Consider the following 18,465-nt stretch of genomic DNA (forward strand, 5'->3'; position numbering starts at 1 on the left):
CCTTAAACGAGTTCCCTATAATTGCGATTGAAGTAGAGGAGGGGAGAACCTTCCCGAGTTACCACTGCTTCCACAAGACCGATGAGGATCCAATGGTCCCCGGCATCGATGGTTTGGTTCACTTTACAGTCGAGTGAGGCCAAGGCATCCGGTAAAACCGGGGCACCGGTAGAAAGAGTTCCTGGTTTCAGTCCTTCCAAAACAACCGCTTTGTCCAGGGAACCAGAAGCAAAATCAGCGGAAATTTGTTTTTGGTCGGAAGAAAGAATATTCACGACGAAGTTTCCGGCTTTTTCGATGGGTGTTTTGGCGCTGGAGTCTTTGGCCAAACAGAATAAAACTAACGGCGGTTCGAGGGAAACAGAAGAAAAACTAGAAACAGTGATTCCTCCTTTTTTTTCTTTTGATTCATAAGTAATCACACAAACTCCACTCGCCCAAAGCGAAAGTGAAGTTTTAAACTGGTCGATGGGTGTTGGCATAAAACCTCGTTATTGACAAATATCAATTTCTGGAAGGATTCTAAAAACTAAATTCCATTTGACCCTTTGATAATTTGCGAATGATTTAGGGGTAAGGCAATGGTATGAAAGCACTCACAAAACATAGAGAACTAATTTTTAATGACCTAAAAGAAAGAAAAGACCACCCCACAGCAAAGATGGTTTTTGAATCAGTAAGGGGAAAGGCTGACAAAATTAGTTTTGCCACCGTTTACAATTCACTTGAATATCTAGTGGAACACAAGATGGTAAACAAACTAAATATCGAATCGGATTCGGTTCGTTATGATGCCTTTTTGGATGACCACTCCCATTTGCTTTGCAGTGATTGCGGGAAAATTTTGGATGTCCCTCCTTTGAAGCTCAGTGCGGATACAGACTGGCAAGGATTAGGGTTTCAGGTGAAACACGTCGATATCGTGGTTTCTGGCATCTGTTCTTCCTGCCACTCCTAGTAATTTTTTCTGGATAGGGAGGTTCCCTATCCCATGATTGTCCTATGGGCATCATTCATTCACTTTCGGCGGACCTTATCAACCAAATTGCCGCCGGAGAGGTGATTGAATCTACCCATTCGATTCTCAAAGAACTCATCGAAAATTCCATCGATGCCGGTGCCACAAAGATCGAAATTGCTACCGATTCCGCTGGGTTCGGTCGTATCCTTGTCTCAGACAATGGGCATGGAATCCAAAAAGAGGATTTGCCTCTTGCCATCAAACGTTACGCCACTTCCAAAATCCAAGATTTCCATGACTTAGAACATCTCTTTACCTTTGGGTTTCGGGGAGAGGCTCTTGCTTCCATTGCATCTGTTTCTCGGATGGTTTTGGAATCAGGGACAGATGGAAATCGCACGGCCTACCGCGTGACAGTGGAAGAAGGAAAAATCGTAAAAGAAGAAGAGATTCCTTTTTTCCTAGGAACCAAAATTGAAATCAAAGATTTGTTTTATAATACGCCCGTTAGGCGAAAGTTCTTAAAAACCGAAACGGGAGAAGAGAAAAAAAATAGGGCACGAGTACAAACCATGGCAGTCTCCGAACCAAAGATCGGATTTCGGTATTTGCAGAATGGAAAGGAAGTTTTGAATGTAGTTCCCGAAGACGGCCTCGAACGTGTGTTATCGGTTTATGGTGAAAATTTACGGGATCATCTTTTGCCAGTGAATTCCAGCCGGAATGGAATGACCCTTCGGGGTTGGATCTCTCATCCTGATTTTTATAAATCTTCTCGTGCGGGACAGTTTTTCTTTGTGAACAACCGTTCGGTGGAATTAAAGTTTTCGGCACAAATTCTCAAACGTTGTTATGGGGAACTCCTTCCCAGTGGTGCCTTTCCTTATGCGTATCTTTTTTTTGATCTTCCTCGTGAGTTTGTGGATGTGAATGTTCATCCACAAAAAAAAGAGGTTCGGTTTTTATCAGAAGAAACCATCACAGGAATTCTTTTCCAAGGGATCACAGAAGTTTTAAGAACCTCCACCCCTGTGGAATTTTTAGAAATGCGACGTAGACTTTCCATGCCCATTCCCTATGAAAATCGTGGGGGCGAGGGTGGTTTTGGTACTGGGTATGGAGGAGGTTCTGGGTTTGGTGGCCCAGGATTTGGACGGGGGATGTTCGGAAACCTGCAAACCGAAGGGGAAACACTCATTGGACCAAGTTCCATTGAAGGAAGACAAGGATTTTCCCTGGAAGGTATTGGTGCAGGAACCAACTTACATTTATTAGGTGAAAATCTCACCAAACACAATTTGTTTGTTCCAAAAAAACATTATGGGGTTTTGTTTGAAACCTTTATCTTGGCGGAGGCCGAGGATGGACTCTATATCATCGACCAACATACTGCTCATGAAAGGATTCGTTACGAAGAAGTTTTACGAGACCTAAAGTCCAAAGCGTATAAGTCGCAAAGTCTACTCACACCCATTCGGTTGGAACTCACAAAAGAAGAAGCTGAAGAGATGTTAGAAGAACGAACTCGGTTTTTGGAACTGGGAATCACCCTCGAACCATTTTCGGGAGGAACCATTCTTATCCGCGAAGTGCCGTCTTATATTGATCCAGGCAAAGAAATAGAAACCATTTTGGATTTATGGGAAAGGTTCAAACAAAAAGACCCAGAAGACAAAGAACTCTATGATGAAATGGCAAAATGTGTGGCCTGTCGTTCTGCCATCAAAAAGGGAGACCAAGTTTCTGACGCAATCATCGGGGAACTTTTGCAAAGATTATCTTACTGCGAGAATCCATCTCTTTGCCCTCACGGGAGGCCGACTCTCATCAAACTCACAAGAAAAGATCTAGAAACTATGTTTCATAGGATCTAGACCTAAAGGAAAGAACCGAAAAACATTGATAGAATTCTCGGATTCGAAATTCTAGGCCTCATGCCACGCCCCCTAGAAGGCAAAAATATGACCCTGCGGGAGAAGGAAAAAATCCTCCTCCAAAAGATCAAAGCAGGGGATCCGACTGCCTACATGACCTTAGTGTCCCCTTTCCGAGAAAGATTGTTCCGCAAAGCTGTTTCCATGGTAAAAGATGGAGACGATGCGGAGGATATCGTCCAAGACGCCCTGATTTCCGGTTATAAATCCATCCAAAACTTCCGTGCAGAGGCTGGGGTTTACACCTGGCTCTACCGCATTGTGGTGAATAAGTCCAAGGATTTGCTCGCCAAGAAGAAACGAGGTCGAGAAAAACCCATGGATGACTCGGGAGATAACCAATTTGTGGATTCTCGTGTCGGATATGAAAAAAAATTGGAACTTTCTGAAGAGTCTCGTTATCTAATGGATAAGATTGCACTCTTAGAAGATTCCTACAAACAAGTTTTGGAGCTTCGTTATTTCGAAAATCTTTCGTATAATGAAATTGCTGAGATCATGGAATGTAACGTAGGTACAGTTAAGAGTCGTCTCTTCAAGGCGAAGGAGTTTTTGAAGCACCTCATCCAGAAAGACGAAAAGGGAGAAGGGTTCTTTGAAAAATAAGTTTATGAATTTAAAAGATTGGTTTCGTTCACAATATCCAGGACTCTTTCCTGAGGATTCAGACAATGTGGTTTTGGAAAATAAGATTTGTTCTCTTTTCCAGCATGTGAAGGAAAAGGAAGACACCATCCTTCCCCGAATGTCAAAAGACTTCGACACCCGCCTCTTCAACCTCCTGGAATCCGTCACCATTGACAAACCAGGCCAAAAGATCTCCTTCACTTTCAAAGACCTAATCGAAAACCGAACGGTTCAATATTCCTTCTCTGCCGTAATGGCTTTAAGCCTTGTCTTTGTGCTTGTAAGTCGCACTTCCCAAGAACCAAGTTTTCCGGGAAATCAAGATACGGCCGGTGTTGTGATTGAACAAAACAACTACCAATACGAACCAACAAGCCTTGATCTGAATGAATCCTACCAAAAACGCGTGTTACTTGATCGTCTGCGATCTGCTCCTGGAGCTGTTTACGGACTTCGAGAATTGGAATTGTATTATGAAAAAACAGGAAGAGAGTCTTCTGCTGATGAATTAAGACTTCTCATCGAATCTGTAGAAAGATAATTCCTAAACAAATCCTTTGGCAAATTGGACGGCATCACGCGAACGGATGTCGTCAGCCGAATGGAGGATGGCCAGTGCAAACTGTTCGATCCTAGCTTCCAGACGAAACGACCCACCACTTCTTTCTTTACTATCAGCCAGTCTCTTCAGTTCCGAAAACCAAATTTGGATTGTGGTTTCGTCTTTTTTGGTAGGGGGATTAAAAATCCCTTCACGCCAAGCAAGGACAGGAACGAGTTCCTTCATTTCCTCTTCCTTTGTAGTGATCTCACTTGCCTTTTGGATGAGGGAAAGAAGGGGCGGCCACCGAACGATGGTATGAGGAAAAAGTTGGGGGTCATTTAAAAAAGCAGTCCGATAGGTTTCGATTCCTTCTCTTTCATTTCCCGTCATCACTTGTGTTTCAGCAAGATAGTAGTGGAGGACGGGAGATTGTTTGTTTCCCCCGTAAAGTAATACTTCCAATGCCATCCCATAATCTTGGATTTTAATTAGGCAAACCGCAAGTTCACGTAACAAATCTTTGTCGAGGGCATTTGCTCCTTCCCATTGGTAAGCAAGTTTTAAGTGGTCTCTTGCTTCTTTTAAGATGCAGTCTTGGGTGGCAAAAAAACTATCTGTGGTATGATACCCACGTTTTCGAATTTCAGATTCAAAATCGGCAAAGAGCGAAAGTAGGAGTTTGCCTCTGTCTTTTCCTTCTCTTGTTTTTAGAATTAGATCAAGTCTATGGTCCCAAAAACTGGCAATGTAAAAACCGCTGATAGAGGCAAGATCGAGTGGGTCCCTGTCCAGAAGTACGGAATAAAGAGATTTTGCAGTTTCAAACTCACCATTAGCAAGATAGGTGAGTGCTTCTTCCGACTTCTGAATCATAAAGGGTTAGTGTTGGCTTTTTTTATCGTGGTGTTTGCTTGTTTGGGAAAGAATTTTGTCTTCCAATCCATCGATACAAACATATACATCTTTGTCTTGGTTGTGTGCGTTGAAATTATTGCCATCAGCATGTAACTTCATGTTAGAGTGGATTTCTCCATGAATGGCTTCAAATGATACTTCACAGGATACTATTTTTTGAACGTATTTTGATACTCGTTCTAATTTTTCGTCCGCATATTTTTCAGCGGCTTCGGATCGATCTAGATGTTTCCAGGTATAATTAATTTTCATAGTTTGTCCCAATTTGGTATGGATTGATTGTATTTTAGAAAAAAAGCAAACGTCAAATAAAAAAGAATTGAAGGTGAGTGTTTCTCGTCTTTAAGCTTGGAGGATGGCAAATGAAGATAAAGAGGATGGAAAGGTAAAAAAAAGTGCAGCCAAAAAGAAAAAGTCAACTGTTACTGCTGCCAAAAAAACTGCGAAAGTCGCCCCTAAAAAAAACGCGAAAAAATTAGAGAATCCTCCTCTAAAGTCGCCTGTTCCATCCATTTACAACGATTCCAGATTTACCAAACACCCTGAATTTCCACAGGAAGATCTCATTCGGGTTCTCGTTCGTACCCCAAAAGAAGCCTTTGTCTTTTGGAAATTTTCCGAAAAAACTTTAAAGAATCTTTTGATTGATTTGGATTCTCCAACGACTGATGGATTTCAGTTTCGATTGAAGGTCGAATACAAAAATATTTTTGGAAGTGAACGGACAGAAATGTTTGATCTCGCTCCCTTTACCGAATCGTACTACTTAAAATTTATGTTTCCTGTAAGAGACATCCAAACATCCATCCTTGTCTCCCATAACCAAAAGGAAGTTTCTACTCTTCATTCATCGGGAAAGGACCTTCCCCAAGGAACAGAATCATTTCGATTGGATAAAGAATGGATCCACCCTCAATGGATTAGTTTGGGGCTTGTGGCAAAGTCTGTGGGAAGTGATGAATACTATGTGAAAGATGGAGACGCGTCAGAGTTCTACGTGAATCCGAGAGGGAATGCCCAAGGTGATCCCAGACGAGATCCCAACCAATCTTTGACGAAGTTAGGAAATGGATCGGGATCAGGAAGAGGACTTTTAGAATGAATCATTTTTTAAAAGGGCACTTGGTTTTTGTTTTGCATGCCCACCTACCATTTGTTAGACACCCAGGATACGACACTCCTTTTATAGAAGAAAATTGGTTAAACGAAGCCATTCTTGAAACCTATATCCCACTGATTAGAGTGTTTCGGAATCTAAAAAAAGAATCCGTTCCCTTCCGGATCACCATGTCTTTCACTCCGACCCTTTCCCTTATGTTGACAGATCCATATTTGCAAAATGGATTTCGTAAATACATAAAAAACCTGATTAACTTAGCCAAAGAGGAAACCAAACGAAATGCAAAAGACCCACATCTCCATTTCCTTGCCACAAGATACTTAGAACATTTTTTGGATACAGAGTCTATCTTTGAAGAAGAGGGTGGTGACTTAACCAAACTGTTTTTACCTTTTGTGGAATCGGGAGAACTGGAAATCATGACAAGTCCTGCGACCCATGCTTTCCTTCCTTTTTATGATTCCGAACCCTCAATCTTTCGTTCCCAATTGAAAAATGGTAGGCGAACTTTTCGGCGCATTTGGGGAAGAGACCCCAAAGGGATTTGGCTTTCGGAGTGTGGATACACCCAAAAACTAGAAGAGGAACTGGACCGAGAAGGATTTCGGTATTTCTTTGTGGATACTCACGGAATCACCCATGCGAGCCCAAGGCCTAAGTTTGGAGTGTACGCACCAGTGGAAGTTGGGTATGGGGTCTTCGCTTTTGGCCGTGATCCGGAAAGTAGCAAACAAGTTTGGAGTTCAATCGATGGCTATCCCGGAGATTTTCGGTACAGGGAATACTATCGAGACATTGGCCATGACCTTCCTTGGGAAGAAATTTCTCCTTATCTCAATTCCAACGGAGTCAGGATCAATACCAGTATCAAATACTATCGGATCACAGGGAAAACCCAGGACAAAGGATACTACCATCCGGACTGGGCGATGGAAGCTTGTGGAAACCATGCAGAAGACTTTTTGCGGAACCGAATTCGCCAGGCAGAGTATTTATTTGAAACGAACAAACAACCTGCTGTCATTGTTTCTCCCTATGATGCCGAGTTGTACGGACACTGGTGGTATGAAGGCCCACAGTTCATTGAATTTTTATTTAAAAAAATCCATTTCAACCAAAACACCATCCAATTGTCTCATCCTTTAGAAGCAGCTCGTGCCCTCCCGCGGATCCAATCAGTAGAAATGAAAATGTCCAGTTGGGGAGAAAATGGGTATGGAGAAGTTTGGCTGAATCCAACAAACGATTGGATTTATCCTCTCATCCATTCCTTAAGCATTCGGATGCATAAGAGGGCTCATGAATTCGGATCCTCTGGAACCGATTTACAAAAAAGAATTTTAAAACAAATGGGAAGGGAACTCCTACTTTTACAAAGTAGCGATTGGGCCTTTATCATGAAAACGGGAACCATGGTGGATTATGCGGTCCGTCGTACCAATGTGCACACCAATCTTTTTTTGACCCTGGAGGCAATGTTAACTGGCCAGGTGGATGAGGGGATCCTTCACTCTGCCGAGGAAGAGAACAATGCGTTCCCTGACATCCGGGTGGAAGATTTCTATTAGAATTCTTCTAAAAAATTTCTTGCCTGGGGAGGGGCTGGTAAGAGGCTTATCTTAAATCGGAGGGTTTTATGTCGAATTCGTATCGTTTTCCCTTGGTTCTCGCTCTTCTCTTCTTTGCTGCCAATCTTTTGGTTTGCCGGTTTGTGCACAAAGAAACAACGGAAGGAGTATTTCGTATGGATGATTCTGTCATTCGTTATACGGAAGCTTTGGAGGCTTCCGATGCTCACAAAACTTCTACCAAAACGACCTTTGGAACTAACGGTCTTCTCTAGACCGTTGCCGTAGGTTTTTTCATTGCCATTTGGTCAAATTTTCTTTTGGCCACACAGGTTCATGTTTACTTCGGTTTGAAGTCCACATTGTCCCAATAGTCCTTTCCATAATCAAAGAAAATTTCTCCACCTTCCGGAATTGTTTTTAACACTTTAAACCGTGCCGTTTTCCATCTGACAGAAGTGATGAGTTCCGCGTTTGGTTTTGAGGAGTGGTTGATATAACGGGTGTAATTGGATTCACGTCCTTCCCCATAAATCCACCAGTCCTTACAGATCCAAAGTAAGTATTTTGAGTCTACGTATTTGTTTGATTCCGCTTGTTCATCGGTAATGATTTTACCCATGTAGTAACCAACGGTATCTCCCTTGTATAATGTTTGTTTGGTGAATAGTCCCATTCCGATATTAGGAACAGAGGAAGGTTTTACGATAAAGTCACTCTCGGTATACACTACCGGTTTCCTTTTTTTGGCCTTCTTTATAGATTTCTTTTTCTTCATTTTCTTCCTATATGACATAAGAGGAAAACAATTCTACCTTGTAAAGCCATTGGTATTTAAGATTGGATGGTGTGCACTCCGAACTTTAAGGGGAGAGGGGATCTATGAACCGGAAATCAGAAAAGCAGACGGAAGAGAAAACCAATGTTGTGAATCTGGCGATCTACCGAGCCAAAAAAGCTCTCAAACGAGATGGGTTTGAAGTGGTAGAAAATCCAGACGGAAAGATTACCCTTGTCATTCGTCTTGCGAAATAACCCCCTCCTAGGATTTTGGATACATGACAGCTACTCTGGAAGGCACCCGCATCGGAAACGGACAAAAACACTGTGTCATCGTTTCAAAGTTTAATGAATTCATTACCGAGTCTCTACTCAAAGGAGCAAAAGATGCATACAGACAACATGGGATCGCTGATTCCGATGTCACTGTGATCTATGTTCCCGGTGCCTTCGAACTCCCACAAACCGTAAAACGTGTTCTTGGGTCAAAAAAATACCAATTTTCTGCTATCGTTTGCCTTGGGGCCGTGATTCGCGGAGCCACTTCTCATTATGATTTGGTTTCTGGGGAAGCGGCTAAAGTAGGATCCGTGGCTGATGGATCGGTACCTGTGATTTTTGGAGTCATTACGACGGAATCGATCGAACAAGCCATTGAAAGAGCCGGCACCAAAGCAGGTAACAAAGGATACGAGGCAGCCACCACAGCCATTGAGATGGCAAATCTTTTCAAAGAGATCGGATGAGTTCTAGACACCGCGGGCGAAGTCTCGCCCTAATGTGCCTCTACCAAATTGACCTCGTCGGAACGGATCCAGACCGAGCGATGAAATTCGATTGGTATGACAAAAAAATCACTAGAGAAGAAAAAGAATATGCTGTCTTTCTTGTGAAAGGAGTGGTCGAAAATCGAAAAGCGATCGATACTCTAATCAAGAAGTATTCGGAGAATTGGGAACTTTCGCGTATTTCCGTGGTCAACCGCTGTATTTTGCGTTTATCGATCTTGAGTTTGCAAAAGGAACCTTTCCTTGCGGCCCCCGTTGTCATCAATGAGGCAGTGGAACTCACCAAAGAATTTGAAACGGACGAATCAGCACAGTTTATCAACGGACTGCTCGATGCCTTCTATAAGAAGGAGATTGTAGCGAAAAATCCCAAATAAAATAAAGAATGGATCCCATCCAAAAAAACCGGTTTCGCATTGAAGAGCAGTCTTCACAGCCAAGTTATTACCAGGAAGATCCATACTTACGGAACCTGGGCCGAGAAAAAGAAACCACTTACGAATCAGAAACCACGGCACGTCGTCCAGTTTTATCTTTTTTATTTTGGACATTCCTTGTTCTACTCGTCCTTGGGTTTTTAACCGCAGGTTACTGGTGGTATCTACAAAAAAAACAAAATCCGGAAGAGATTGCCAAAGCGTTAAAGAACCTGCCCACAGATAAAAAGGCATTGAACCTTCTTGTCGATAAACCATATCTTCCCGATGATTCTGTAAATCCCAAACTTGCTGCTTGTCTCAATGCCTATCACAACCGTTATGTGGATCGAGTGGGAAATGTTTGTGAAGAATTTTTAAATTCGCCAGGAAGTGATGAAGATAAATCCATTGCCCTCACTGTGCTTGGTGTGTTGTATGATGAAGCAGGTCGTTATATCAATTCCATTGAACGATTGGAAAAAGCCATCCAATACGATTCCAAAAACTATTTTGCTTTTTATAATCTTTCCCTTGCTCTCAAACATGCAGGGAAATTTGAAGAGGCAAGGCGAGCTGCCGAAAGAGCTAAAGAAATTGCTCCCAATGATTATCGTGTGGCACTCCTCCAGGGAAATTTATTCCAAGAGATAGGAGATCCTGCCAGTGCCATTGAAGCATATAAAGAAGGACAGTCACTTGCACCTACAGATGTCACTCTTACGTATAACTTAGCCATTAGTTATCTGAAACAAGGAAATATTGCAGAGGCCATTTCTGAATTCCAGAAGGTAGTGCAAACAGCGCCCAATTCCCAAACCGCTGTTTTGTCTTATGGCCATCTGGGAACGATTTTTTACCAAAGAGAAGATTATGATAGAGCAGAGTTTTATTTCCGCGAAGTGATTCGTTTGAAAACAAATGATGCCAAGTCCTACTATAACTTAGGTTTGGTGTATTTAAAAAAGAAAGTTCCAGAAGAAGCAGCCAAATACTTCCAAAAAGCCCTTGATTCCAATGCCAATGAACCAGAAGTGTATCGTTATATTGCAGACGCATTTCTATCGATGGGCCAAACCAATATGGCCATCACTGCCTTAAAAAAAGCTTTATTACTGAAGCCCAGTGATGTGGATTCCCTTTTTGCATTGTCTGAGCTCTATTATAAAAAAGGGGAACTGGTAGAGGCAGAAAGCCTATTTCGCCGGATCATCCGTCTGACCCCTGGAGATACGTATTCGGAAACTGCTTATGTGAATCTCGGAATCATTTTGGATGAGATGGAGCGGTATTCAGAAAGTATTACCTCTTTTGAAGGGGCACTTGCACTCAATCCTAAAAACCAATCGGCTTATTACAATTTGGGCCTTGCCTATTTACATGCTGGAAAACCTACGATGGCGATTGAGTCCCTTCGTAAATCGCAAGCCCTGGATCCGAACCATACACAGTCACGACTTGCCATTGCGGACTACTATTTAGAAAACCGTTTTTATTCAGAAGCGATTGCTGAGTATGAAGAAGCGATTGCTTGGAAACCGGAACTGTATGAAGCAAGATTGAAACTGGCGGATGTATACATCCAAACCAAAAACTATCCTGCCGCCGAAAAGGTGCTCGTATATGTTTTGGAAAACGCTAAGGATCCAAAGGAAATTAAACTGGCTCATAGAAAACTGGCGCTTAGTTATGCGAGTAGTGGAAACTCTGGTCTTTCCAGAAAAGCAAAAGAAGAAGCATTTCGCGCTACCCATATTGACCCAGAGGATATGGAATCAAAGTTAGTCCTCTCCAAAATTTTAATTGATTCCGGTTCCCTTGTTGATCGTGAAAAAGCGATCGAAGAACTAACTGTTATTACTCGCTCCGATGTCACTCCTACCATTTCCTCCAAGGCACATAATTATTTGGGGGTTTGTTATTTTAAAAATGGGGAATTCAAAAAAGCGCTCTCTAGTTTCCAAACAGCCATTGATTTAAACCCAAGCCTTACGGAAGCATATGAAAACAAAAGAGCAGCGAGAGCTCAGTATGAAAAATCCCTGGAATCTAAAAAGAGAACTTATTTTTGAGTTTGTTCCAATTTTTACCCCATAAAATATTCCCAGAGTTTTATGAAGAATGTCGACTTACCGGCGTTCTTCGGTATCTTCCTGCAAAACAAAGAGAGTATGGGGATAGTTATTTTATGGAAGAATATAAGTCCCAATATAAAAAATCTTATTACGAGGATGAACCAAACTTACGTGCGATGGCCAAACGTCGGTTATCGAATTTAAAAAAATTGGCAGAAGGAAATCCCAAGGATAAAACTTCCTCTCAGAAAAAAACACTTTTGGAAATTGGATCGGCGGCGGGTTTTTTTTTGGATGAAGCAAAAATCGTCGGTTACCAAACAAAAGGCCTCGAACTTTCTCCCAAAGAAGTGGAATATGCAAAATCCTCTCTTAGCCTCGATGTAGACCAAACTTCGGTTTTGTCGGTAGGTTTGCGTGAGTGGGAGGAACAATTTGATGTGGTCTCTGCTTTTTTTGTCATAGAACACATTGAAGACATCGAAGGGATTTGGAAACGAATGAAGGCATGGACTCGGCCAGGTGGGTATCTTTATTTGGCAGTTCCTTCTAGTTTTGGCCCCAGTTTCCAGACAAACCCCAAGGAATGGTTTGCTACCCATCCCTCTGACCACTTTTTTGACTACTCCTTCCTCTCTTTGAAAAAACTCTTGTCAATCCTTGGCTTTGAAGTGAACTATGTTAGACCTATGTCGTATCACTCCTACCGGGACTTAAGCCCTCTTGGCAAACTCCCCGAATGGCTGTATCGACTATATGCAAACCAATTTGCCTATGGTGATACCATCGAACTGATTGCCAGAAAAAGAAAACACTGAAATCCATTATGAAATTTAACGAATTACCCTTTCACGAGTCATTAACCAAAGCTTTAGAAAAAATCGGTTATACAGACCTCACTCCCATCCAAGCCAAGTCCATTCCATTTGCAATGGAAGGAAACGACCTCACGGGGCTTGCTCAAACCGGAACCGGAAAGACTATGGCTTTCTTACTTCCCACCCTCCATAGACTTTTGTCGGCAACAGAAGAGGAACCTTTGCCTTATGCCCTTGTCCTTGCCCCCACAAGAGAACTCACGATCCAAATTGCAGAAGAAGCTAAAAAACTTTTAGAGTTCACTGACTTTGGTGTGGCTACCATCATTGGGGGAACGGATTACCGCTCCCAAGAACAGGCGTTAGGTAATAAGGCTTGTCTCATTGTGGCGACGCCCGGACGTCTCATCGACTTTGTAAAAAATCACGGCCTCTCTTTGGAAAACATCAAAGTGGTGATTCTCGACGAAGCAGATAGAATGTTTGATATGGGATTTGTCCAAGATCTTAAATACATCTTTCACAAATGTAAAAATAGAAAACAATCTCTTCTTTTTAGTGCAACCTTAAGTTACGAAGTGGTGCGTCTTGCCAGTAAGTATTTGAATGAACCGATTGAAGTTCATATCAATCCAGAAAAAGTCATCACCGAAAGAATTGACCAAACCTTACTCCATTTAGGAAGGGAAGAAAAACTACCATATCTTGTGAATTCTCTTTTAAATAACCAGATAGAAGGTCTTGGAATTATTTTTACCAATTACAAGATGAATATTCCTAAGATTGTTTCTGTATTGCGAAAATTTGGAATCACTGCGACTGGACTTTCTTCCGAACTCGACCAAAAGAAACGAATCCGTCTTTTACGAGATTTTAAAGCAGGAAAGTATAAGTATCTGATTGCGACAGATGTTGCTTCCCGTGGGATCGATATCGAAAATATCGATGTGGTTTATAATTATGATCTACCACAAGATGCAGAAAACTATGTGCATAGGATTGGTCGGACAGCGCGTGCGGGAAGAAAAGGTATGTCGATTGGATTTTGTTCCGAGACAGATTATACCGAACTCGAACGAATTGAACGTTACCTGAATTCCAAAATTCCGATCGGAGAAATTCGTGAAGAGTATTTAGAATTTCCAACAGGTGAGTTTACTCCTGTATTTGTCGACGAAGCCATCCCTGGTGAAAAAAAATACCAAGACAGGGAACGGAGAGACCGTGGTGGTCGTGGCGGGAAACCAAGACGTGGCGGGGACAACCGAGGCGGCGAACACAGATCAGGTGATCGAAATGAGAACCGATCTGGAGACCGTGGTCGAGGGAAAGGGCGTGGGGAAAAACACCACCCACCAGCAAAGATGTCGCACCCACACCATCATGAGGGAGATGGAGACCATAAACACCCGGCCAAAATGACTCACCATGAATTCAAACATGGCCATCAACCCAAGGATGGGAAAGGTAAAGGCCAACATAAGAAAAACCAATCGGGAAAACCTTACCAAAAGAACGATCCAAGAAGAAATCTCTTCGATATCAACGAAGTGAAAAAATCTAAAAAAAAGAAACAATCGATTTGGCAGCGAATTCTTTCTCTTTTCAAAAAAGATTAACTCTCTTATGTTTTTGTCTTTTTCCAAGTTTCGTAGGAGCTGAAGTCGCCAAACTTCCGCTCTACGGAAAAGGAAACTACGTGGCATTCTCCGATTTAAAAATGGTAATGCCAGAACTTTCAACAAAACTAAAAAAATTCACAAGAGTTGGTTCCATTTACACTCCTCAGGGGAACCTTCAATTTCGCCTTGGATCTAGTTTTTATACCCTGGATGGTAAAATTTACAAAATCCCAAAAGCCATTTTAAAAAAGGAAGAAGATGTATATCTTCCTTTGGATCTTGTGGAAGCGGTTTTACTCAATCTCATTTCTTATGACGTTCGTTACCAATTCAAAGAAACTGAACTTTGGGTTCTCATTCCTAAAGAACCAACTCCTAAACGAAATCTCAATGTGAAAGCCATTGTCATTGATGCGGGGCATGGAGGAAAGGATCCAGGCACTTCCGATCCAACAGGATATTTTGAAAAGGATGTGAGTCTCGGTGTGGCTCGTTATACTTATTTGTACTTACGAAAGTACTACCCAGAAATTCGGGTGCAGATGGTTCGAAAAAATGATACCTTTGTGGAGTTAGAAGACAGATCCAAAATGGCAAACCAGATGTTGCAGGACACAAGGGATGTGGTTTTTATTAGTTTTCATTGCAATGCTTCGCTTTCGGATAAGGCAGCTGGTTTTGAAGTCTACTATCTTTCCCAAAGTCCAAGTACGGAGGCCGCTCGTGAAACGGCTATTTTGGAAAATCGGTATGTGGGAAAACATAAGAACCCGGTTGTCTCTCAGATCCAATCCCAGATGTTGTCCAGTGTCACCCAAAGGCGGTCGCGGAAATTGGCAAGTGCTGTGGCTTTGGAGTATGAAAAGGGTTTGAGTCCCGAGATCCCATCCCGGGGTGTGAAAAAGGCAGATTTTTCCGTCTTGCGAGGAAGCCTTATGCCTGCGGTACTTGTGGAAATGGGGTATCTGACAAACCCTGAGGAAAGCAAACGTTTGCGGGACAAAAACTACCAAAAGAAAATTGCACGCAGTGTCATCAAAGGAATCCATGAATACGCATCTTCAAAAGATTAAAGAATCCCTTCGTTCTCTAAAAGAAATCATAAAAGACCTAATCATTCGGTTTTACAAAATCGGAACAGGGGAAACCAAACTCACTAGGGACTTTATCTTTTTATTTGCCTCTTGGTTTTCTCTTCTGATTTTTTTTAGTTTTTTTATTTTAGCTGAACAAAATCCGTTTCGATTGTTAATCCCATTTCAACTCTACTCTTATCCATCTTTAGATCATAGGGAACCTGTTGTGATCTATATTTCCAATGGAGAAGGGGAACAAATTCCCATCCACAGAAAGGTATTGAAAAGAGAAGAACCGGGCGATTTTATTTATCAAATCGTGGGCGAAGTGGGATCACCACCTTACTTTGATTCTGTGGAAGCTTTGGCAAAAGATGGAAAACTATTTTCACCCAAAAAACTTTTGGACATTCGTTTTGCTTTAAAACAGTCCTGGTTTCTGAATCAAGGGAATAAACTAGTCATCGATTGGAACGTAGAAATTTTACAAGATGTGATGGAAAAATACAGACTTCCTCGCACCAAATCCGAAGAAACTAACGATTCCGAAGAGGAAAATCCAAATGCTCCAGTAGATACAATTACCTATTACTCTGCTGGGACAGAAACTGGTCCTAAGGAATCGGAAGAGGTAGTGAACAAACGTAGGATCCTTGCAATGGAGTCCACAATACGTGCGTTAAATGCTACTCTCTTTGAAAACTTTAAAGACTTAAAAACAATCGAACATCAATTTTCAGGGGAAACAAATCCTGTTTACCACTGGGAAACTTTATCACCGCAGGCAAGTCGCCCTTAACTTTTTTTGTTTTGGGTGTCTCCACTTCCTACTCCTTCCTCCCTCAAAACTAGGATAATCCCTCTCGATTTTCCCATTTTTCAAAATTTGCTTATGGAAAATGGGGATTTGCCGATCATCGTATGGGGGGAATTGGAACTTTTTTTAAAAAAAAATAAAACGCTAAAGTCATTAAAAAGCATTGAAAAGGCGTAAAAATACGCAATAAATCGCAAAAATACCTCCAAATCTTCGAATTAATTTCTTCTATCCGATCACCGACATACAAAGGGAACAAATAGAGATTTTAGGCACCATAGGGGCCTGAAAGCCAGACACAAAAAAAAGCGAGAGAAGGGATTCTCTTGTTTGCCAGATCAAGTTTCAAGGAGGAAACCAATGATCATAAACCACAATTTAGCCGCGATCAACTCACATCGCGTCCTCAAGTTCCAAAACGAGGAAGTCTCCAAAAATATGGAGAAACTATCCTCAGGTATGCGAATCAACCGAGCAGGTGATGATGCATCCGGCCTTGCCGTTTCGGAAAAAATGAGAACGCAGGTGAATGGTCTTAGACAAGCAGAGAGAAATACCGAAGACGGTATGAGCCTAATCCAAACAACGGAAGGGTTTTTGCAAGAATCGAATGATATCATTCAAAGAATTCGAACTCTTGCAATTCAGTCGTCTAATGGTATTTATACTGATGAAGATAGACAAATGATCCAAGTTGAAGTTTCACAACTTATCGACGAAGTGGACAGAATTGCTTCACAAGCAGAATTCAATAAAATGAATTTGCTTCAAGGTGATTTTGCTCGTGGATCTAGAGCAACTTCCATGTGGTTCCATTTAGGACCAAACATGCACCAAAGAGAAAGAGTGTTTATTGCAACAATGACTGCACGTGCACTTAATCTTAAAGGTCAAAGTGGAGATCTCTTGTCTTTGTCAACAGCTGACAAGTCAAACGATGCGATCGGAACTTTGGATGCTGCGTTAACACGCATTAGCAAACAAAGAGCAAACTTAGGTGCCTACTTTAACCGTCTTGAGCATGCTGCAAAAGGGCTCATGAACGCTTATGAGAATACCCAAGCTTCCGAGTCTAGGATCCGTGATGCGGATATGGCAGAAGAAACTGTGGCTTTCACAAAGAACCAGATTTTAGTTCAATCTGGAACTGCTATGTTAGCTCAGGCGAATGTTCGTCCACAAGGAGTTCTTTCTCTCCTTCGTTAATCATAACGAAGTGAGTGGTTAGTGTAACTGAAGAGTTGTAATTAGATAATCAGCCGGCTTTCCCCTGCCAGGTGGCAAAATGAAAGCTCATCCTTGACACCGGACAGGGATTGTCCGGCTAAGAACGAAATATAGACCGTTCTTGGTAATACACAAAGGAGTGTAGGCCAATGATTATCAATCACAACATGAGTGCGATTCAATCACATCGTGCTCTCAAGTTTACACAATGGGATGTAGATAAGACCATGAGGAACCTCTCCACTGGGCAAAGGATTAACCTTGCCGGTGATGATGCTTCTGGTCTTGCTGTTTCGGAAAAACTACGGACACAAATTCGTGGTTTACGTCAGGCCGAAAGGAATACGGAAGATGGACTTAGTTTCATCCAGACTGCAGAGGGTTTTCTCGACCAGTCGGCTGAAATCATCCAACGAATCCGGACCTTAGCGATCCAGACTTCGAACGGAATCTACACACCGGAGGACAGGCAGCTCGTGCAGGTAGAAGTATCTGCGCTGGTGGATGAGATCGATCGAATTGCTTCACAAGCAGAGTTCAATAAAATGAAACTGTTTGAAGGAGACTTCGCTCGAAAGTCAACGAAAGCATCGATGTGGTTTCACATGGGAGCAAACGCAAAGCAAAGAGAGCGTTTCTACATTGGGACTATGACTTCGAAAGCTCTAAAGATGTCAGAAGGTGCAAATAAAATTGCTCTTTCTACACCTGGAAAAGCAGATGAAGCGATTGCTAAAGCGGACTTCGCCTTGAACAAGATCATGAAGCAGAGAGCAGATATGGGAGCTTATCAAAATAGGCTCGAAAGTACTGCAAAAGGCCTCATGGGTGCATACGAAAATATGCAAGCATCCGAATCAAGGATTAGGGACGCAGATATGGCGGAAGAAATGGTAGCGCTCACGACGAAACAAATTCTCGTGCAAAGCGGTACGGCAATGTTAGCGCAAGCCAGTCTTCGGCCAAATTCTGTATTACGACTTTTGAATAACACTTAAGTTGTAGTAAGGCAAGAGTTGCCTTAAGACGGTTGCCTCTTTTCGAAGGACACTTCGGGAAGGGGCTTTTTTATATCAAAATAAAAATCCGAAATTCTAATCGGAATTGTTTATCGAAGGGATTTTCTTTATCCTTAAGGATTTGCCTAATCTAATTTAATGGGTTTGATTCTTAGAAT

21 protein-coding genes are annotated in these 18,465 nt (G+C 42.0%); 17 read left to right on the forward strand and 4 right to left on the reverse strand.

Annotated elements, in window-relative coordinates:
• Window positions 1-2: 2 nt before the first annotated feature.
• Complete coding sequence (locus CLV96_RS00070; protein WP_004783787.1) at window positions 3-482, reverse strand: flavin reductase family protein; 480 nt, start codon at window positions 480-482, stop codon at window positions 3-5.
• 104 nt (window positions 483-586) lie between these two features.
• On the opposite strand from CLV96_RS00070, the gene CLV96_RS00075 reads away from it, so the two are divergent.
• The 4 genes from CLV96_RS00075 to CLV96_RS00090 are packed head-to-tail and all read left to right on the forward strand — an operon-like array spanning window position 587 to window position 4,063.
• Window positions 587-958, forward strand: coding sequence for a Fur family transcriptional regulator (locus CLV96_RS00075; protein ID WP_004783722.1), 372 nt, complete (start codon window positions 587-589; stop codon window positions 956-958).
• 44 nt (window positions 959-1,002) lie between these two features.
• Entirely contained in the window at window positions 1,003-2,835 is a 1,833-nt protein-coding gene (gene mutL / locus CLV96_RS00080; protein WP_004783598.1) for a DNA mismatch repair endonuclease MutL, read from the forward strand.
• 60 nt (window positions 2,836-2,895) lie between these two features.
• Complete coding sequence (locus tag CLV96_RS00085) at window positions 2,896-3,501, forward strand: RNA polymerase sigma factor (protein ID WP_004784002.1); 606 nt, start codon at window positions 2,896-2,898, stop codon at window positions 3,499-3,501.
• A 4-nt stretch (window positions 3,502-3,505) separates the two neighbouring features.
• Window positions 3,506-4,063 carry an LIMLP_12425 family protein gene (locus CLV96_RS00090; RefSeq protein ID WP_020778020.1) on the forward strand — a complete coding sequence of 186 codons (558 nt, stop codon included), beginning with the start codon at window positions 3,506-3,508 and terminating at the stop codon, window positions 4,061-4,063.
• A gap of 3 nt (window positions 4,064-4,066) precedes the next feature.
• Here the strand turns inward: CLV96_RS00090 and CLV96_RS00095 are convergent, their stop codons facing one another.
• Window positions 4,067-4,939 carry a hypothetical protein gene (locus CLV96_RS00095; RefSeq protein ID WP_004783759.1) on the reverse strand — a complete coding sequence of 291 codons (873 nt, stop codon included), beginning with the start codon at window positions 4,937-4,939 and terminating at the stop codon, window positions 4,067-4,069.
• A gap of 6 nt (window positions 4,940-4,945) precedes the next feature.
• Window positions 4,946-5,233 carry a ribosome hibernation-promoting factor, HPF/YfiA family gene (gene hpf / locus CLV96_RS00100; RefSeq protein WP_004783901.1) on the reverse strand — a complete coding sequence of 96 codons (288 nt, stop codon included), beginning with the start codon at window positions 5,231-5,233 and terminating at the stop codon, window positions 4,946-4,948.
• 103 nt (window positions 5,234-5,336) lie between these two features.
• Here hpf and CLV96_RS00105 point away from each other — a divergent pair, with 103 nt between their 5' ends.
• The 3 genes from CLV96_RS00105 (at window position 5,337) to CLV96_RS00115 (ending at window position 7,944) form a co-directional block, all read left to right on the forward strand.
• Window positions 5,337-6,083 carry a DUF4912 domain-containing protein gene (locus CLV96_RS00105; protein WP_004784025.1) on the forward strand — a complete coding sequence of 249 codons (747 nt, stop codon included), beginning with the start codon at window positions 5,337-5,339 and terminating at the stop codon, window positions 6,081-6,083.
• Window positions 6,080-7,669, forward strand: coding sequence for a glycoside hydrolase family 57 protein (locus CLV96_RS00110; protein ID WP_004783658.1), 1,590 nt, complete (start codon window positions 6,080-6,082; stop codon window positions 7,667-7,669). Before CLV96_RS00105 ends, CLV96_RS00110 begins: the two co-directional genes overlap by 4 nt.
• 68 nt (window positions 7,670-7,737) lie before the next feature.
• Window positions 7,738-7,944 (forward strand): hypothetical protein, encoded by a 207-nt coding sequence (locus CLV96_RS00115; protein WP_004783753.1) that lies wholly within the window; start codon window positions 7,738-7,740, stop codon window positions 7,942-7,944.
• 65 nt (window positions 7,945-8,009) lie between these two features.
• Here the strand turns inward: CLV96_RS00115 and CLV96_RS00120 are convergent, their stop codons facing one another.
• Window positions 8,010-8,447, reverse strand: coding sequence for an SET domain-containing protein (locus tag CLV96_RS00120; RefSeq protein ID WP_004783551.1), 438 nt, complete (start codon window positions 8,445-8,447; stop codon window positions 8,010-8,012).
• Window positions 8,448-8,551: 104 nt separating this feature from the next.
• On the opposite strand from CLV96_RS00120, the gene CLV96_RS19770 reads away from it, so the two are divergent.
• From CLV96_RS19770 to CLV96_RS00165, 10 genes are all read left to right on the forward strand, one after another.
• Window positions 8,552-8,704 (forward strand): hypothetical protein, encoded by a 153-nt coding sequence (locus CLV96_RS19770; RefSeq protein WP_004783721.1) that lies wholly within the window; start codon window positions 8,552-8,554, stop codon window positions 8,702-8,704.
• A gap of 23 nt (window positions 8,705-8,727) precedes the next feature.
• The gene (gene ribH, locus CLV96_RS00125) at window positions 8,728-9,195 is read left to right on the forward strand and encodes a 6,7-dimethyl-8-ribityllumazine synthase (RefSeq protein ID WP_004783584.1); all 468 of its coding nucleotides are present in this window, start codon (window positions 8,728-8,730) and stop codon (window positions 9,193-9,195) included.
• A complete protein-coding gene (gene nusB / locus CLV96_RS00130; RefSeq protein WP_081581523.1) occupies window positions 9,192-9,614 on the forward strand; it encodes a transcription antitermination factor NusB in 423 nt (140 codons plus the stop codon). Before ribH ends, nusB begins: the two co-directional genes overlap by 4 nt.
• An 8-nt stretch (window positions 9,615-9,622) precedes the next feature.
• Window positions 9,623-11,725, forward strand: coding sequence for a tetratricopeptide repeat protein (locus CLV96_RS00135; RefSeq protein ID WP_004783862.1), 2,103 nt, complete (start codon window positions 9,623-9,625; stop codon window positions 11,723-11,725).
• Window positions 11,722-12,546, forward strand: coding sequence for a class I SAM-dependent methyltransferase (locus tag CLV96_RS00140; protein ID WP_004783905.1), 825 nt, complete (start codon window positions 11,722-11,724; stop codon window positions 12,544-12,546). The genes CLV96_RS00135 and CLV96_RS00140 overlap by 4 nt, the downstream gene beginning before the upstream one ends.
• Window positions 12,547-12,554: 8 nt before the next feature.
• Window positions 12,555-14,165, forward strand: coding sequence for a DEAD/DEAH box helicase (locus tag CLV96_RS00145; RefSeq protein ID WP_004783755.1), 1,611 nt, complete (start codon window positions 12,555-12,557; stop codon window positions 14,163-14,165).
• An 80-nt stretch (window positions 14,166-14,245) separates the two neighbouring features.
• Complete coding sequence (locus tag CLV96_RS00150) at window positions 14,246-15,241, forward strand: N-acetylmuramoyl-L-alanine amidase family protein (protein WP_004783624.1); 996 nt, start codon at window positions 14,246-14,248, stop codon at window positions 15,239-15,241.
• Window positions 15,216-16,043, forward strand: coding sequence for an LIC_10740 family protein (locus tag CLV96_RS00155; RefSeq protein WP_004783517.1), 828 nt, complete (start codon window positions 15,216-15,218; stop codon window positions 16,041-16,043). Before CLV96_RS00150 ends, CLV96_RS00155 begins: the two co-directional genes overlap by 26 nt.
• A gap of 378 nt (window positions 16,044-16,421) precedes the next feature.
• A complete protein-coding gene (locus CLV96_RS00160; RefSeq protein ID WP_035983613.1) occupies window positions 16,422-17,267 on the forward strand; it encodes a flagellin N-terminal helical domain-containing protein in 846 nt (281 codons plus the stop codon).
• A gap of 170 nt (window positions 17,268-17,437) precedes the next feature.
• Window positions 17,438-18,286, forward strand: coding sequence for a flagellin N-terminal helical domain-containing protein (locus tag CLV96_RS00165; RefSeq protein WP_004783538.1), 849 nt, complete (start codon window positions 17,438-17,440; stop codon window positions 18,284-18,286).
• The last annotated feature ends 179 nt before the right edge of the window (window positions 18,287-18,465 follow it).

This window comes from Leptospira meyeri (genome assembly GCF_004368965.1).
GTDB lineage: Bacteria > Spirochaetota > Leptospiria > Leptospirales > Leptospiraceae > Leptospira_A > Leptospira_A meyeri.

Coding starts and splice junctions, on each gene's coding strand:
- CLV96_RS00070 (WP_004783787.1), bottom strand. CDS start 482: ATGCCAACACCCATCGACCAGTTTAAAACTTCACTTTCGCTTTGGGCG.
- CLV96_RS00075 (WP_004783722.1), top strand. CDS start 587: ATGAAAGCACTCACAAAACATAGAGAACTAATTTTTAATGACCTAAAA.
- mutL (WP_004783598.1), top strand. CDS start 1,003: ATGGGCATCATTCATTCACTTTCGGCGGACCTTATCAACCAAATTGCC.
- CLV96_RS00085 (WP_004784002.1), top strand. CDS start 2,896: ATGCCACGCCCCCTAGAAGGCAAAAATATGACCCTGCGGGAGAAGGAA.
- CLV96_RS00090 (WP_020778020.1), top strand. CDS start 3,506: ATGAATTTAAAAGATTGGTTTCGTTCACAATATCCAGGACTCTTTCCT.
- CLV96_RS00095 (WP_004783759.1), bottom strand. CDS start 4,939: ATGATTCAGAAGTCGGAAGAAGCACTCACCTATCTTGCTAATGGTGAG.
- hpf (WP_004783901.1), bottom strand. CDS start 5,233: ATGAAAATTAATTATACCTGGAAACATCTAGATCGATCCGAAGCCGCT.
- CLV96_RS00105 (WP_004784025.1), top strand. CDS start 5,337: ATGGCAAATGAAGATAAAGAGGATGGAAAGGTAAAAAAAAGTGCAGCC.
- CLV96_RS00110 (WP_004783658.1), top strand. CDS start 6,080: ATGAATCATTTTTTAAAAGGGCACTTGGTTTTTGTTTTGCATGCCCAC.
- CLV96_RS00115 (WP_004783753.1), top strand. CDS start 7,738: ATGTCGAATTCGTATCGTTTTCCCTTGGTTCTCGCTCTTCTCTTCTTT.
- CLV96_RS00120 (WP_004783551.1), bottom strand. CDS start 8,447: ATGAAGAAAAAGAAATCTATAAAGAAGGCCAAAAAAAGGAAACCGGTA.
- CLV96_RS19770 (WP_004783721.1), top strand. CDS start 8,552: ATGAACCGGAAATCAGAAAAGCAGACGGAAGAGAAAACCAATGTTGTG.
- ribH (WP_004783584.1), top strand. CDS start 8,728: ATGACAGCTACTCTGGAAGGCACCCGCATCGGAAACGGACAAAAACAC.
- nusB (WP_081581523.1), top strand. CDS start 9,192: ATGAGTTCTAGACACCGCGGGCGAAGTCTCGCCCTAATGTGCCTCTAC.
- CLV96_RS00135 (WP_004783862.1), top strand. CDS start 9,623: ATGGATCCCATCCAAAAAAACCGGTTTCGCATTGAAGAGCAGTCTTCA.
- CLV96_RS00145 (WP_004783755.1), top strand. CDS start 12,555: ATGAAATTTAACGAATTACCCTTTCACGAGTCATTAACCAAAGCTTTA.
- CLV96_RS00155 (WP_004783517.1), top strand. CDS start 15,216: ATGAATACGCATCTTCAAAAGATTAAAGAATCCCTTCGTTCTCTAAAA.
- CLV96_RS00160 (WP_035983613.1), top strand. CDS start 16,422: ATGATCATAAACCACAATTTAGCCGCGATCAACTCACATCGCGTCCTC.
- CLV96_RS00165 (WP_004783538.1), top strand. CDS start 17,438: ATGATTATCAATCACAACATGAGTGCGATTCAATCACATCGTGCTCTC.